Origin of the sequence: Parapedobacter defluvii, from assembly GCF_014642075.1 — a bacterium.
GTDB lineage: Bacteria > Bacteroidota > Bacteroidia > Sphingobacteriales > Sphingobacteriaceae > Parapedobacter > Parapedobacter defluvii.
The window spans coordinates 63,792-79,675 of record NZ_BMIK01000004.1; the positions used below are offsets into that span (position 1 = coordinate 63,792).

Consider the following 15,884-nt stretch of genomic DNA (forward strand, 5'->3'; position numbering starts at 1 on the left):
GGTTATGGATATCTCTTTGGAAGACATCGGCAGACGATTTAATCGTGATTGGGTTTTCCGGCATATCAACTATCGGTTTGAAATAGGTCAAAGCTACGCCATATTGGGGCCAAACGGGTCGGGTAAATCCACATTCCTGCAGGTCATCGCTGCCAATCTGGTCCCTTCGGCTGGCCATATCCGCTATACAGCTGCGGATAAGGAAATAGCCCCTGATTCCCTTTACCAGTACCTTTCTCTGGCCGCCCCTTATATGGAGCTTATCGAAGAGTTCACGCTCATCGAACAGATCCGCTTCCATTTTAAACTGAAGAACTACCTGCCCGGTTTCGACGAAGAGACGATTATGGAGCTGTTAAGCCTTCAGCACGCCAAAGACCGGCAGATCCGGTTTTTCTCTTCCGGCATGAAACAACGGGTAAAGCTCGCCCTGGCTTGCTGCTCCGACGTCCCGCTTCTCTTATTGGATGAGCCAACGAGTAACCTGGACCAGCAGGGGGTAGACTGGTACCTTAACCTCGTGACTAAAACACGCACCGACCGCCTGGTGTTGGTTTGCTCAAATCAAGAAAAGGAATACGGATTCTGTGAACAGATCATCAACATCGTAGATTACAAACTCAGGTAAGTTTCCTTTGTAAAAGAAAGCTTGTTTTGTATCTTTGACCCCACATTTATACACTGTACTAGAATTAACATTATGGCCAAAGCTTCAGAAGTAAAAACCGGCAATATCCTGCGCTTCAATGGTGAGTTGGTGTCCGTTGAAGAGTTTATCCACAGGACACCGGGCAACCTTCGGGCATTTTACCAAGCCAAAATGCGTAACGTCAAAACCGGAAAATTGGTAGAATACCGTTTCCGTACCGATGAGGAAGTCGAAATTGCGCGGGTAGAAACCAATGATTATCAATACCTCTACGAAGATGGAGATACCTTCGTCGTCATGGACAACAATACCTTTGAGCAATTCAATATCCCGAAACATTTATTCGGCAGTTCGGCACGTTTTTTGAAAGAAGGTATGCAGGTGCTGGTAGCCATGGAAAGCGATGAGCCCATTATGGCACAGGCGCCTACCACGGTAGAACTGGAGATCACCTATACAGAACCTGCTGTGAAAGGGGATACATCCACCAATGCACTGAAAAGTGCGACGGTAGAAACCGGTGTAGAAATACGAGTACCGCTTTTTGTGAATCAAGGAGATAAAGTGAAAGTTGATACACGTTCCGGCGACTACATTGAACGTGTGAAATAAAGAATTCAAATTTTTAGGTTTAGGTTGATTATTCGGTCTTGGGGCTCTCCGCTTCAAGGCCGATTTTTTTATCGTTACGTGCCCTGGCCAGTTCCTTAAAACCTCGGTCAATTAAATTTAATGTACCTTAAAACGCCGGAAAATAGCCGCAAGTACGTATTTTTGAGCCATGCAGTCCCCAGGTAAACAGGAGTTACGAAAGCGCTACCGCGAAAAACGGATCAATCTCTCAACCGAGGACTTCCTCCTGTTAAACCAGCGGTTATTGGAACAGGTTCACCGGCTCGATATGGCCGGATTCTCAACGGTACACCTGTTTCTCCCCATCGAAGGCAACCGCGAGCCCGATACTTATGCCGTGGCGGAATGGCTACGGCATACCTACCCGCATATACGCTTGGTGCTCTCCCGAACCGATCGCATAACCCACGGCATGCATCATTTTATCTGGGCCGAAGACACCCTCTTAAAGGAGAATCATTGGGGGATACCAGAGCCGGAAAATGGGACGGCCGTTTCCGCTCAGGAAATAGACGCCGTGTTTGTTCCGTTGCTCGCCTTTGACATCCGTGGAAATCGTGTAGGCTATGGAAAAGGGTTTTACGATCGCTTTTTGGCCGAGTGCGGCCCCGCAACTACCAAAATTGGCCTGTCATTGTTTGAGGCCGAACCAGCCATTGGCGACACGGATGTATACGATATTCCCCTCGATTGCTGCGTAACACCGCAACAGATCTGGGATTTTAATACAATACCCTGAATTTAATGGTGTTTTCGATTTGCCGGAGCTGCTTGAGCAGCTGCTTGTCGTATTGCGTATCCACATCGGTCACCGCATAGCCGATCGTTCCTTTTGTCATCAGAAATTGCGCAACAATGTTGATTCTGTTTTCGGCAAAAACCTGGTTAATCTGTGCCATCACACCGGGCACATTCCGATGGATATGAAGCAACCGATGTGCCTTTTCAATCTTCGGCAACAGCAAATTGGGGAAATTACGGCTCATGTACGTATCGCCCCTGTTGATAAAATCAGCCATACGCCGCGGGATAAACTCGTTGTTCCGCTTCTTGCCTTTTTTATCGTCAAAAAGAACAATTCCCTTTTCGTTGCAGATCTCCCGGTTTAATTGGTCTTTGCTATCTCCCAAATAACCGATCGTTTTTAGCTTATCAGCCCTTGCCAACTGATTGTCATCCAATTTTTCGTCTTTCCCCAACAGCAACATTCCCACGTCTTTGACATATTTTTCTTCAAACGTCTGTTTTATCCGGATAGAAAACCCGTCCCGCTTCAGTATATGCGCCGAAATCTCGGGCACATCGCCCACAATCAGGCAAAGGATGCGGTTTTTGGGATAAGAGATCGCCCGCGGGAGGTCATTCACGTATAAAAATTCATCAAAACTGGGCGTCACGTGGTCGGCTTTCTCAGACACACTTTTCCGCTCAATGTTTTCCGTAAAAGCAAAAAAACGCTCAATAAGTCCCGATTCCTTCAGCTGGAAATCGGAATAACCATCTCCGATACCGTAAATTTTACCCGGCAGCTTCAACTGCTGCAAAAGCTTCACCTTGCCTCCCTCTTCAGATAACGGATTGCTCTCATCGTATCCCGTTATATTGCCCTGCTCGTCAAACGTAAAGGTATTGGCATAGACATTCTCCTGCTTGATATGATAAGGACTCACCACGGGCACGATGAATTCCTTGAACCCGCCGGATACAATCAACGCACTGTCGCTATGCTTCTTGAAGAATTCACGGTTGCGGAGAAACGAAGGGGAGACCTTTTTCTTGAGTATACTAACCAATTTCTTTAGGTGTTCCCGGTTGGCCTCCAGCAGTCTCACTCTCGCTGAGAGGCTTTCACGGAAAGACAACTGACCGTTCATGGATAGATTGGTCAGCCGTGCAATTTCTTCATAAATAAGTTCCCGGGCCGGATGGTTGGCCAATGAAATGCGGGCCAATTCATCCAACGCTTCCACCTGGGTAAAGGTGCTGTCAAAGTCAATAATGTAATAATTGTCCAATTTATTGTACGGTTAAATAGCTACTACATATTTCGCGCAACGTATCGTCGATCGGTTTGAATGTGATACCTGTCGCGTCAAGGATCTTTTTATTGGAAAACTGCATCTGCAGGTTTGCAGCGTGTGCGGTTTCACGCGTCAAAAGCGGTCGTTTACCACTGAACAGGGACAACATCTTGGCGGCACGCCAAGCCAGTCCAAGCATAAAACCCGTTGCTTTAAATTTCGGTGCAGGCCGTCCGAGATACACACTGCACCGTGCCAGCAGCTCCCGGTGACTCATATTCTCGTTGCTCAGCAAAAACCGCTGCCCACTGATGGACAGGTTCTCCATCAACAGCACCATCGCCTTCGCCACATCTTCGACGTCTATCAGGCCAACCGACCCTGCAGTGTAAAAGTTGAGTCCAGCATGCAGCTGTGCAAAAATTGACCCACTGCTTCCGTTTCCTTCCGTTTCGGCGGTCGGACCGATGATCAACGCCGGATTCACAATCACGGCGTCCAATCCTTCCGCAATACCCCGCCATACCTCCATCTCGGCCTCGTATTTGGCGACCGCGTAACCCGACTGGCTACGATCATATTCCCACAGATCGTCTTCCGTGGTTTCTCGCCCGTTCTTTCCCCGCCCTACCGCGGCTATCGAACTGACGTGCAACAGGCGCGCATGATGCTCCAGCGCAAGCGTAACCACATGCGCAGTGCCTTCCACATTCACCGCCATCATCCGCTTCCGGTCGGCCGCATGATAGGAAATAAGGGCAGCACAATGATATACCTGTGTTACACCTTTAAAGGCATCAGACAAGGCAAAAAAATCATTGACATCCGCATTCACCCATTCCAGCCCAGATACACCCACCAGTGGCCGCGGAAGAACAGACGTTTCCCGCTTCGTAGCGCGAACCTGATACCCTGCTGCGATCAATTGTTGAATAAGAATGGAGCCCAGAAAACCCGTACCGCCTGTTACTAAAACCACCGTCTTAGAATAGTTGATCTAACGCTTCCAAAAGTAAGGGAATAAATGGATATTACCTATACCGAATTAAAATGTAAAAAACTTCTTTACCTTTGTCGAATAATTTGCCAAACAACATACGACTGCTATGTCCCTTTCTGTTTTCTTTTCTTCTATTTCCCGTAGGAATTTCATGCCGGAGGCCGATTTTTTCCGCTCACAGATCGGTGCTACCCTGCGTGTATACGACGAAATATTCCCCGATTTGGAAGAAGAAAAACCCGATTTGGCTTTATTTGGAGTGCTCGATGACCGGATGGCGATCGGCAACGCAGGCTGTGACGATGCGGCCAACGCCATACGTAAACACCTCTATCCGCTTTACCAGGGAGAATATAAGCTGAAGCTGGCCGACCTCGGCAACATAAAGGCCGGAGAAACCGTTACAGACACCTATGCGGCCGTAAAAACGGTTTGCGAAGAACTTATCCGCTCCGGCATCATTCCCATCCTCATCGGCGGCGGACAGGACATTACATACGCCCAATACCTGGCGTATGAAAAACTGGAGCAAAAGGTCGAAGTGGCCGTGGTGGATTCCCGGTTTGACCTCGATCAGGAGAATACCGAAAGCGCTCCGTTGAATTCACAGACCTATCTCAACCACATCATTCTCCACGAACCCGATTACCTATTCAACTTGAACAACTTAGCTTATCAAACCTATTTTGTCAGCAAAGAGTCCATCGCCATGTACGATAAGCTCTATTTCACAGCGGTGCGTCTAGGCATGATAGCCGATCAGGTAGGTCAGGTTGAACCCGTCATCCGCGCAGCAGATATGCTAAGTTTTGATATCAATGCCATCCGGTTTTCGGATGCTCCCGGTAGCGCCCATGCGACTCCAAACGGCTTGTTTGGCGATGAAGCCTGCCAGCTATGCCGGTACGCGGGAATGAGCGATAAACTCACATCCGTCGGATTCTACGAATACAACCCCACATTGGACAACCGGGAGCAGACGGCGATTCTTGTCGCGCAGATGATTTGGTATTTCATCGAAGGCTTCTACAATCGTAAACACGATGCACCGCTGTTACCCAAATCGGCCTATATTACCTATCGTACCACCGTGCATAACGATGCCTATGAATTGGTGTTTATAAAAAGCAAAAAATCAGACCGTTGGTGGATGCAGGTGCCTTATTCGGGATCCCAATCCGTCAATGAGCGGTATCACCTGGTGCCTTGCCGTTACGAAGACTACCAGATAGCCGTGGGGGGCGAAATGCCCGATTTATGGTGGAAAACGCATCAGAAGCTGGTGTAAAGGGTGGTCAGTGGTGGGTTTTCCTTACATTTGTTCATTATGGAACTATACCTCGTTTTGATTGCGGTCGCGATCCTGGTCCTTGCGGTAATTCTATTCGTCAAACGCCCGCAACAGACGTTTCCTGCCTCCGATGCGGAAACCATACGCAGACTAGCCCGTGCTGAGCAACAGGTGGAAGACCTCACGATCGAAAAAGAACGGATGACAGTCCTGCTGCGGGAGGAACAACAGCAACGGCTTGAATCCGAGAAAGCGCTTGAGAGCACCCGAGCCTATTACCAGTCCCAACAAGAAAAACTTCAGGAACAAAAGGCAGAAATCGAAACCATCAAACAGCAATTCAACACCGAATTTCAGGTGATCGCCAACAAAATACTTGAAGAGAAAACACAGAAATTTACAGAAACCAACAGCAAATCGCTCGATCAGATTTTAAATCCGCTCAAAGAGAAAATCAAAACCTTCGAGGAGAAAGTAGAAAAAACATACCAGCACGAAGCCGCCGAGCGCAACTCACTGAAGGGAGTTGTGCAACAGCTTATGGAGCAGAGCCTCCGGATTAAGGACGAGGCCAATAGCCTGACGCGTGCACTACGTGGCGACAGTAAAAAACAAGGCAATTGGGGTGAAGTCATCCTGGAGCGGGTGCTGGAGCGTTCGGGGTTGGTCAAAGATCGTGAGTACCGGTTGCAGGCAGCGCTGACAGATGAGGAGGGTAGACGCCTGCAACCCGATGCAATCATCGACCTGCCGGATGAAAAGCACTTGGTGATCGACTCAAAGGTATCCCTCCTAGCCTACGAACGCTGGGTAAACGCCGAAACCGACGAGGAGCGTGAAGGATACGCCAAACAGCATATTCAGTCGGTCGAAAATCACGTAAAAAGCCTCTCAGCAAAGAACTACCATGATCTCTATCAGATCAATTCGCCTGACTTTGTGTTATTGTTCATGCCCATTGAATCGGCATTCAGCATGTCCATTACCTACAAGGCAGAGCTTTTCAGCGATGCCTGGGACCGCAAGGTGGTCATCGTAAGTCCTTCAACCTTGCTGGCCACGCTGCGCACCATCGCCAGCATGTGGAAACAAGAGCGACAAACGCGCAACGTGCTGGAAATCGCCAAAGAGGCTGGAACCCTGTACGATAAGTTCGTGGGATTTCTACAGGATTTGGACAAAGTGGGGGAGCAGCTTAACCGCGCGGTACGCGCCCACGAAGAGGCTACCCGTAAACTCAGCACCGGCCCGGGTAACGTCGTAACCAAAGTGGAAAAACTCAAGAAACTGGGTGCTCGCGCGAGTAAGCAAATTGGGGGCAATTTGCTAGATGACGATAAATAATCCCTTTATTAACCCGCTCCCATGCAAAATTCTTTTTATAAAGAAAAAAATTAACCTGTTCTTTATGGTTTTTTTATAAAAAGTTCTCACCTTTACGGCTTACATCTACCATTTACTTATGAATAACAGACGATCTAGATAAAGAGACCCGCGAAGCGTCGGCGATCTTGTGCCGTTATTGTATCGACCGTATAACATTATTTTGGAACCTAAAATGTCCGTGCATTAAGTCGAAAGACATTCCAAGATTGTAGTCAACGTTGCCTATGAAAAATAAATTACTTTTCATATTAATAGCGTCCGTTTCATTTATTCCAACATTTGCTCAGCAGAAGCTAAAAGACAATACCGTCTCCGGCGAAGTATTACCCAATAAAGACGCGTTGCTGGAATTAGAAAGTATCAACAAAGGGTTGCTGTACACAAGGGTCCAATTGATCCGCACGGATGATGCTGCTCCGTTGTCGCAGCATCGTGTTGGTATGGTGGTATACAACACGGCTACTACCAATGACGTAACTCCGGGTATTTATTACAACAATGGTAATCGCTGGATACGGCTTGTGGGTAACCGATGAAAACGGGCTGAAGGATTTTGCAACTGTCCGGATGAACATTCTCCTCGCTGAGTTGCTGATTCCCAATGCGGTAACACCGAATGGTGACGGTAAAAATGATTTCTTTGTTATCCAGGGATTGGAAAATTATGATAATGGCGACCTGACCATCTTCAACCGTTGGGGCAATGAAATCTACCGAAGCCGCAGCTACCAGCAAAATTGGGACGCTGCGGGTGTGAGCGAAGGCACCTATTATTATCGCTTGGTACTCATCAAAGACGGTATAGAAACCATCCATAAAGGGTGGGTACTCGTAAAACGATAACAAACACAGAACACTACCACCATGAAAATAGCATTCAAAAGCCTCGTATGGTTGCTCTGCTGGAGTACCGTATTACCTATACGGGGCCAGCAGAACATCCAGTTTACCCAATATGTATTCAATTCGATGAGTGTAAACCCCGCCTATGCTGGTTACATGGAAGAGCTGTTTGCTCAATTGGGGCTCCGAAGCCAATGGATAGATCTGGAAGGTGCACCGCAAACGGGATTGTTATCGCTGGATGGTCTGCTCGACCTGTATGGCGCGCGGCGGCATGGTGGTGGCATACAGGTCATGGCTGACGAGTTAGGTCCCCAAACCGCCACCTCCGCCTACCTCAACTATGCATACCGGCTCCGTCTTGACCGCGAGGATACCCAACGGCTTAGTTTCGGGTTAGGAGCGGGGGTAACCCGATACAGCCTCGATGGCACTAAGATTACCGTGCTAGACGACGGTGATCAGGCGCTTCCCACGGGAAAAATCAGCAACTTCGTGCCGGACATCCGGTTCGGTATCTATTACCACAATGCCAGGTGGTATGCCGGAGCCTCGATCATGGACCTTCTCTCCGGTGGCAGCAGCGATAACCTGTTCCGATGGGACCAAACCACTACAGACCGCATCCGGCGCAGACGGCACTTATACCTGATCGGTGGACTGCTGGTGGATCTCAATGAATCCGTCAAGCTACGCCCCAGCGTGTTGTATAAAGATGACTTCAAGGGCCCGCCCAGCCTGGACCTCAATGCCATGGCCATCTTCAGCGACCGCCTGTGGCTGGGAGGCGGCATCCGCACAGGTGTTTCTGCTTTCCGCCGGGACTATCAGCGGTTCACCGGAGATCGCCTGAGCGGCCTGAATGCCATTTCCTTCGTCATGCAGGTCTTCGCCACCGACCGACTCCGGATCGGGTATTCCTATGATTACATGCTAAGTCGCCTCAATGGCTTACAAAACGGATCGCATGAAGTGACACTCGGTGTTACATTGGGAAGACCGCTTGACCGGGTAAAATGCTATTTCTAATCGCGCTATAGTTTCTGGAAAACCACGGTGGCATTGTGTCCGCCAAAACCGAATGCATTGCTCATCGCTACGTTGATCTTATGGGGTTGCGCTTCGTTCATGACGATGTGCATACCCTGCGGAACCGCCTCGTCAAGCGATGCAATGTTGATGGTTGGCGGAATTACCTGATCGTTGATTGCCTTTATGGCGATAATTGCTTCAATGGCGCCAGCGGCACCCAATAGATGTCCGGTCATCGACTTGGTGGCACTGATGCGCAGGTTTTCCGTATTACCCAGGGCGGCACTCACCGCCTTTAGCTCGCTGATGTCGCCGATCGGCGTAGAAGTTGCGTGCGGATTGAGGTAATCTACCCCTGCGGAGGATACCCCCGCCTCTTTCAGCGCCAGTTTCATAGCTTTGGAAGCACCGATTCCCTCGGGATGGGGTGCCGTCATGTGATAGGCGTCTGCCGTCATAGCAGCTCCCACCAATTCGGCGTAAATATGGGCACCTCGTTGCTTTGCATGTTCATATTCTTCCAAAATCAGGGCTCCTGCACCTTCACCCATCACAAAACCATCCCGGTCCCGATCATACGGACGGCTTGCGTGCTGGGGGTCCGCATTGCGCATAGACATCGCCTTCATGGCCGAAAACCCACCGATGGAAGCCGGCGTAATCGGCGCCTCAGAACCTCCGGTTACGAATACTTTCGCCTTACCCATCCTAATGTAATTAAACGCATCCATCAGGGCGGTGTTAGAGGTTGCACAGGCTGAAACAGCGGTGTAATTAATACCCTGCAACCCGAACTTCATCGAGATCATGCCCGAGGCAAGGTTCACAATCAGCCGCGGAACAAAAAATGGACTGAAACGGGGTGTATATCCGCCTGTGACGTATTGGGTCACCTCCTCCTCGAAGGTCTCCATGCCACCTTGGCCCACCCCCCAGATCACGCCGATATCAAATGGATCCATTGCCGAAAGATCCAGCCCCGAATCTTCCAGCGCTTGCGAAGCCGAATACAGCGCATATTGGGTAAAGAGATCGCTCCGCTTGATTTCGTTCCGGTTCAAATAACGCTCCGGCGAAAATCCCTTGACCTCGCAGGCGATCTGCGTACGGAATTGGCTTGCATCAAACCGGGTAATGGTTCCAGCTCCGCTTACGCCGCTGATAAGGTTTTGCCAAAATGTTTTCACATCGTTGCCCAGGGGCGTAACAGCTCCCATGCCGGTGACGACCACTCTTGTCATAGTTTCAAAATTTCCGGCAAAAATAGCAAATTAAACCGGTTAGCTAGCCTACCCGCTCATTCCGGTACATCCAATAAAACAATTGCGGCAGTACGGTGAACGAAAGCAGCATGCAAACCTGCAATCCGCCCACAATCATAATGGCCAATGGTTTTTGGATTTCGGATCCCATTCCCGTCGAAAGTGCTGCCGGCAGTAATCCCATGGAGCCCATCAGGGCAATCATAACGATGGGACGGATACGGCTGTACACGCCTTGGCGGATGGCTGCTGCCAGGGACAACTTCCTGCGAAACAGATTTTCTTTCATCACCGCAATAAGGATAATGGCATTGATCGTATTGACACCGAACAGGATGATGAAACCGATTCCCGCGGAGATACCAAACACCGTGCCCGTCGCCCATAACGATAAAAACCCGCCCACAAAGGCAAAGGGGATCGTGCCCAGCGCTACAAACGTGTCTTTGTAATTGCCAAAATTGAAGTACAGCAGAAACAGAATCAACACCAACGCTATGGGCACTACCACAGCCAATTGACGCGAAGCCCGTTCCTTACTTTCAAATTCGCCCGCCCATTCCACTTTGTTCGTTTTTGGAATATTCGTTTCCGCCGCTACGCTGCGCTGGGCGTCGGCAATCGTGCTTCCCAGGTCACGCCCCTCGATACTGAACCCCACGCCGATGTAGCGGCTGCTTCCTTCACGATAAATGAACGTCGGCCCCGTATGAAACCCAATCGTGGCGATTTCACGGAGTGGTACCGACTTACCATCCATGGTAGGAATCAAAATGTTGCCGATCTTTTCATCATCATCGCGATACGCAGCCTGAAAACGCAGACGCACATCGAACAACCGTTCGTTTTCATAAAATTGCGTAGCCGCTTGCCCGCCGATCGCCATTGCCACTACCGCCTGTACATCAGCCGTATTCACCGCATAGCGGGCCATCTTGCTGTCGTGCAGTTGAATACGCAACTCCGGTAGCCCGATGTTTTTATAGACTTTCAGATCCGTAATACCCCGAACCGTTGCCAGGACCTTTTCCACCTGACCCGCATAATCTTCCAGCTGGCCTAGGTCATCACCAAAAATCTTGACAACCAACGCGCTTTTTACCCCGGCTACATATTCTTCCACATTGTCCTGGATGGGTTGGCTGAACCCAAAGTTGATGCCGGGATAGGCTTCCAGTTCCGCACGCATTTCGCTGAGTAACTCATCTTTGCTGATCTTCCGCTTCCAGTCCGATTCGGGAAATAACTGGATGTGGAATTCAATGTTGAAAAAACCGGTGGGATCGGTTCCATCGTTCGGCCTTCCCGTCTGGCTCATCACAAATTCCACCTCCTCAAAGCCCCTTAATTTCTGACGCATCTCATTGGCCAGCCGTACGGATTCGTCCAGGTTGACACTGTTGGGTAAGGTTGCCCGCACATAAATCGCTCCCTCGTTCAGGCTCGGAATAAATTCGGAACCATAAAATAAAAAACGTACGCCGCAGCCAACCACCAATACGGAAAAGCCAACCAGCGTCAGTCGCCGATGGCGCTGGCTCCACTCAAATAGAAGCGACGCCCCACGGTGGAATCCGTTGGAAATAAAGTTCTCTTTTTCGCGGATATTCCGCCGCAGTAGGACCTTGCACATGGCAGGTACATAGGTCAGGCTAAGAATGAGTGAACCCAGCAGGGCATACCCCAGGGTAAATGCCAATGGTGAAAACATCTTGCCTTCCACCTGCTGAAAGGAGAAAATAGGAAGCAAGGCGACGATCAGGATCAACTGTGCAAAAAAAACGTAGGTAGCTACACTGGCTACACTTTTTTTGATGATGCCCAGCTTGATTGAACGATTAAACCGTTCCATGCCCACCAAATCAGCCCGCTTGCGCATGCCGACGAATACGCTTTCGACAATCACCAGCGTTCCTTCCAGCAGAAGCCCGAAATCCAATGCACCCATGGAAATGAGGTTGGCAGGCAATCCCTGAATACGCAGCATAACGATGGCAAAGAGAAAGGCCAGGGGGATAACGGAGGCTACGATGACGGTGGTGCGCCAATTGAATAGGAAGATAAAGACAACTACCGATACCAGCACGATGCCTTCGATCAGGTTCCTGCTTACGGTATGGACCGTCGCCCCCACCAACTCGGTACGGTCGATAAACGGAACGATCTTGACATTCACCGGCAGGATGCGCTCATTGAGTTCCGTAATTTTTTCTTTTAGCCGGGCGATGACGTCTCCGGGATTTTCCCCACGGAGCATAATGACGATACCTTCCACCAGATCGTCATCGTCCTGAAGCCCGACTTTGCCGAGCCGTGGCTTGGCCGACACCACCACCTGGGCGACATGCTTCACCAATATGGGAGTACCTCCTTTCACCGTGATGAGGATGTTCTCGATATCCTCCTCTTTGTCAAGCAGGCCGATACCGCGCACCACGTAGGCCTGATCTCCGCGTTGGATGACATCGCCCCCCACATTGATGTTGCTTTTGCTCACGGCTTCATACACATCCAATGGGGACAGGTCGTAGTTGACCAGTTCGGTTGGATTGATCTTGATTTCATATATTTTCTCCTCTCCACCAAAGCTCACCACATCGGCCACGCCCGGTACGGCCACCAACTCACGTTCGATGACCCAATCCTGTATGGCGGTGACCTCCTTAATGGGCAGATCACTCTTTACCACATACCGGAAGATTTCACCCGTCGCGCCCGAAGGAGGTTCGATATCCGCAGTGGCCCCTTCGGGCAGGTCAACCCCCTGCAAGCGGTTCGATGCATACTGCTGCGCATAGAAGTCGTCCATCCCATCTTCGAAGATTAGCGTCACTACGGACAACCCGAACAACGAAATAGACCGTACCTCCGCTTTGCGGGGGATGGTATTGACTTCTTTGGATATCGGTAGTGTAACGAATTTCTCTACCTCCTCTGCACTTCGCCCGGGCCATTGGGTAATGATACGCGCGCGGGTATTCGTCACATCGGGATATGCCTCAATGGGGGTATGCACGAGGCAATAAATGCCTACCCCCAGCAGCAGCGCGGTGAAGAAAAAGACAATGAATGTATTTTTGAGCGAGAAGGAAACCACCCCCTGAACCAGCTTCTTCATTCCCTATCCTTTTATTTTTTCATAAATGAGCAAATGGTTCTCTGTAACCACGCATTCACCAGCCTTCAACCCTTCGCTTACGAAACACCATTCCTGGTCGCGGGCAAGCAAGGAAAGGCGTCGCAGTTGAAGGTCGCAGTCTCCGCCGTATACCACGGCAAAATATTGGTTGTCGTCGAAAATAACGGCGTCTGCAGGCAGGGCAACCGTCGATTTGCCGGTACGGCGGGTCACCACAACATCGGCAGACATCCCCGGTTTCAACTTCAGTCCCTCATTGGCGATCACAATACGAGCTTTGAGCACGCGCTCATTACTGTCAAACACCTGCGGAAGTGCCGAAATGCGCCCATGGAAAACCACTCCGGGATAAGCCAGCGTGCGGATCTCGGCATCCATGCCCTCCTTCACAAATTGCATGTCGGTTGCATATATGTTGGCCATCACCCACACATCGTCGAGTCCGGATACCGTAAACAGGTTGTCTCCATCGTTGACTGGCATACCCGAATTGATGTTTTTCTCCACGATGTAACCGGAAGAAGGCGAGCGGATCTCAAAAGTACCCTGTGCCGGGTTGGGATGAAAAAGCGATAGGTTCGCCTCGATGTTCCCCAGTTCGGCATCCAGCTTTTCAAGTGTCGATTTCGCTTCTGCGAGGTCCCGATCCGAGGCAATATGGTCCGCATGCAGGCCCTGTGCCGCAGCCAGTTCGCGTTCGGCAAGCCGTCGCTGCGATTCAAGGCTTCGCTTTTCGGCCAACAGGGAATGAAGTGCCGGACTTTTCAGTGTGGCCAATAGTTGTCCCTGTTTCACGAAATCACCCAGGGAAAAAAAGGTTTGCACAGTCACACCCGTTACCCAGCTTACGAATTGCACCACCTTGTCCGGATTGTAGGAAACCTCACCCGTCAACGTAATATGTTGGGTGATACCCCGCTCCTGCAAGGTATCCAGCGCCAGTTGACTGCGCAAACTTTCGCTCAGGCAGAAGCCTGTAGGCTTTTCTTCAACCAGTTGCTCTCGCGGCTCGCATGCAGCGGCCAGCAATAGCACAAACCAACTATACCGTTTTATCATACGTCTATTTTTTATCAGGGAAGTTGATTCCCCACGTGGTACCGGAGCGCTTCGTATTGCACACGCAATTCTTTTTCGGTATCCAGCAGGGTGTCTTTTGAATGTAAATACGCCTCCAAAAAGTCGAGGTATTCCAATAGGCTGATGTGCCGTTCGGCAAAGTTCCGGTGGTAGCTCGCCAGCAGGGTATCCATGTCGGCTTCATACTGTGTCCCCATGTGTTCCCTGCGTGCAATGATAGCCAGCAGGTCTTTCCATATCCGGATGGCTTCGCTTTCCGCTTCATTCTTTTTGTCGTCTGCCAGCAATCTGCTTTGCGCCAAGGCCAATTGAGCGGCCTTGATATTGCCTTGATTACGGTTGAAAAAGGGAAGGTCCACTGCGATACCGAGCCCCACGAAGTCACGCATGATGTTACCTCCTCGGTCATAGCCCGCGCTAACGGTAACATCCGGCACCCGTTGCGCCTGCTCGTAACGCAATTGCCAATCGGCCTGAACTGTGCCCGATTGCAGGGCTGCAAGTTCGGCATTGTGGGTATTTGCCCATTCCTGTAGGGTAGGTGCATCCAGCGCGTTAAGGACATCGATGGGGATGTCCGTGCCCCCCCCCCCGCCGGTAAGGATCAACTCCTGTTGTGGTGTCAGCCCCATGAGCGTCTTTAACTGCCGTTGGGCCTCCCCATTCTCCCGCCGGAGATCATCGATGGCTTTCATTAGTGCTACTTCGGAGGCCTGCAATCGCATGTATTCGCTGCGGCTGATGTTGCCCTGTGCGACCTGACGCTGATACCCACCCAGCAATTGCTGCAGCTGTCCCAATACCCCCTGGTAAACAACCATTCCCGCCTGGGTACGGTACAATTCGGCCATTTCGGTGCGGAACTCGGCTTGCAGGCTTCGGAGCAGGTCCTCAAAGGAGTGCTCCGCCACGACCAGGCCGGCCTCCTCCACGGCGATGCGTTTCCGGCGTTTGCCTGCCGTCTGAATGAGTTGTTCGACATCCACCGCCACCTGAGCGTGGTTGCCCCAATCGCCAAAAAGGCGGCCCAGCACTTCGGCATCCCGGTTGGACCAAGGATTGACTTCTCCGATGGACAGCACCGGATTGGGCCATAATTTGGCCTGTATTACCTGCGCTTTGGCCATATCGATATCCAGCTTACCGGCCAACAAGCGCAGATTGCGTTGCAGGAAGACCGCTTCGGCCTCCGTAGGGGTTACCGCCAAGGTGTCCGGAGCGTATTGCCCGTGGGTTCCTGTTGCCACGCAGCAAAATGCCACCACCGCCAGGTAACGAAAACCCATTTTCATAGGTGCCCCTCCTTGTCCGAATCCTTATCCGTCTTATCGCCTTCCGGCTCGGGCTCCTCCTCCTGTCCACGCTTAAACTCACGCACACCGCGACCGAGGCCACGCATCAATTCCGGTATCTTTTTTCCCCCGAATAGCAACAGGCAGGCCAGCACGATCAGCAGCATCTCCTGTCCGCCGATACCCATAATGCCCAACAAAACCAATTTTCCGTAAACCATCGTTCTTATTTCGTTTGACCGCAAAAGTAACGGCA

General features: G+C 50.6%; 15 protein-coding genes. 8 read left to right on the plus strand and 7 right to left on the minus strand.

Annotated features, from left to right (window positions below; genetic code table 11):
* The first annotated feature begins 4 nt into the window (after positions 1-4).
* The 3 genes from IEX60_RS08465 (at position 5) to IEX60_RS08475 (ending at position 2,021) form a co-directional block, all read left to right on the plus strand.
* Positions 5-628 carry an ABC transporter ATP-binding protein gene (locus tag IEX60_RS08465; protein ID WP_188749506.1) on the plus strand — a complete coding sequence of 208 codons (624 nt, stop codon included), beginning with the start codon at positions 5-7 and terminating at the stop codon, positions 626-628.
* Positions 629-700: 72 nt separating this feature from the next.
* Positions 701-1,261 carry an elongation factor P gene (efp, locus tag IEX60_RS08470; protein ID WP_188749509.1) on the plus strand — a complete coding sequence of 187 codons (561 nt, stop codon included), beginning with the start codon at positions 701-703 and terminating at the stop codon, positions 1,259-1,261.
* Positions 1,262-1,430: 169 nt separating this feature from the next.
* Complete coding sequence (locus IEX60_RS08475) at positions 1,431-2,021, plus strand: 5-formyltetrahydrofolate cyclo-ligase (protein WP_188749511.1); 591 nt, start codon at positions 1,431-1,433, stop codon at positions 2,019-2,021.
* Here IEX60_RS08475 and IEX60_RS08480 read toward each other — a convergent pair.
* Together IEX60_RS08480 and IEX60_RS08485 are read right to left on the minus strand one after the other, a co-directional pair.
* Entirely contained in the window at positions 2,005-3,297 is a 1,293-nt protein-coding gene (locus IEX60_RS08480) for an HAD-IB family phosphatase (RefSeq protein ID WP_188749513.1), read from the minus strand. The two genes, IEX60_RS08475 and IEX60_RS08480, sit on opposite strands and share 17 nt — an antisense overlap.
* Before the next feature lies 1 nt (position 3,298).
* The gene (locus IEX60_RS08485) at positions 3,299-4,282 is read right to left on the minus strand and encodes an NAD-dependent epimerase/dehydratase family protein (protein ID WP_188749515.1); all 984 of its coding nucleotides are present in this window, start codon (positions 4,280-4,282) and stop codon (positions 3,299-3,301) included.
* Between the two features lie 127 nt (positions 4,283-4,409).
* Here IEX60_RS08485 and IEX60_RS08490 point away from each other — a divergent pair, with 127 nt between their 5' ends.
* The 5 genes from IEX60_RS08490 (at position 4,410) to IEX60_RS08510 (ending at position 8,852) form a co-directional block, all read left to right on the plus strand.
* Positions 4,410-5,591, plus strand: coding sequence for a formimidoylglutamase (locus IEX60_RS08490; protein ID WP_188749517.1), 1,182 nt, complete (start codon positions 4,410-4,412; stop codon positions 5,589-5,591).
* 39 nt (positions 5,592-5,630) lie between these two features.
* A complete protein-coding gene (locus IEX60_RS08495) occupies positions 5,631-6,938 on the plus strand; it encodes a DNA recombination protein RmuC (RefSeq protein WP_188749519.1) in 1,308 nt (435 codons plus the stop codon).
* Between the two features lie 266 nt (positions 6,939-7,204).
* A complete protein-coding gene (locus IEX60_RS08500) occupies positions 7,205-7,516 on the plus strand; it encodes a phage tail-like protein (protein ID WP_188749521.1) in 312 nt (103 codons plus the stop codon).
* Complete coding sequence (locus tag IEX60_RS08505) at positions 7,479-7,823, plus strand: T9SS type B sorting domain-containing protein (protein WP_188749523.1); 345 nt, start codon at positions 7,479-7,481, stop codon at positions 7,821-7,823. Before IEX60_RS08500 ends, IEX60_RS08505 begins: the two co-directional genes overlap by 38 nt.
* A 21-nt stretch (positions 7,824-7,844) precedes the next feature.
* Positions 7,845-8,852: a PorP/SprF family type IX secretion system membrane protein gene (locus tag IEX60_RS08510; protein WP_188749525.1), complete on the plus strand. Its 1,008-nt coding sequence runs from the start codon at positions 7,845-7,847 to the stop codon at positions 8,850-8,852.
* 5 nt (positions 8,853-8,857) lie between these two features.
* On the opposite strand, the gene fabF is transcribed toward IEX60_RS08510, so the two are convergent.
* Genes fabF through tatA form a run of 5 tightly spaced genes read right to left on the minus strand, consistent with a single transcriptional unit; the run spans position 8,858 to position 15,849 of the window.
* Positions 8,858-10,096: a beta-ketoacyl-ACP synthase II gene (gene fabF / locus IEX60_RS08515; RefSeq protein WP_188749527.1), complete on the minus strand. Its 1,239-nt coding sequence runs from the start codon at positions 10,094-10,096 to the stop codon at positions 8,858-8,860.
* A 43-nt stretch (positions 10,097-10,139) separates the two neighbouring features.
* Positions 10,140-13,235 (minus strand): efflux RND transporter permease subunit, encoded by a 3,096-nt coding sequence (locus IEX60_RS08520; protein WP_188749529.1) that lies wholly within the window; start codon positions 13,233-13,235, stop codon positions 10,140-10,142.
* 3 nt (positions 13,236-13,238) lie between these two features.
* Positions 13,239-14,315: an efflux RND transporter periplasmic adaptor subunit gene (locus IEX60_RS08525; RefSeq protein ID WP_188749532.1), complete on the minus strand. Its 1,077-nt coding sequence runs from the start codon at positions 14,313-14,315 to the stop codon at positions 13,239-13,241.
* A 14-nt stretch (positions 14,316-14,329) separates the two neighbouring features.
* Entirely contained in the window at positions 14,330-15,628 is a 1,299-nt protein-coding gene (locus IEX60_RS08530; protein WP_188749534.1) for a TolC family protein, read from the minus strand.
* Positions 15,625-15,849 carry a twin-arginine translocase TatA/TatE family subunit gene (gene tatA, locus IEX60_RS08535; RefSeq protein ID WP_229717483.1) on the minus strand — a complete coding sequence of 75 codons (225 nt, stop codon included), beginning with the start codon at positions 15,847-15,849 and terminating at the stop codon, positions 15,625-15,627. Before tatA ends, IEX60_RS08530 begins: the two co-directional genes overlap by 4 nt.
* Between the last annotated feature and the right edge of the window lie 35 nt (positions 15,850-15,884).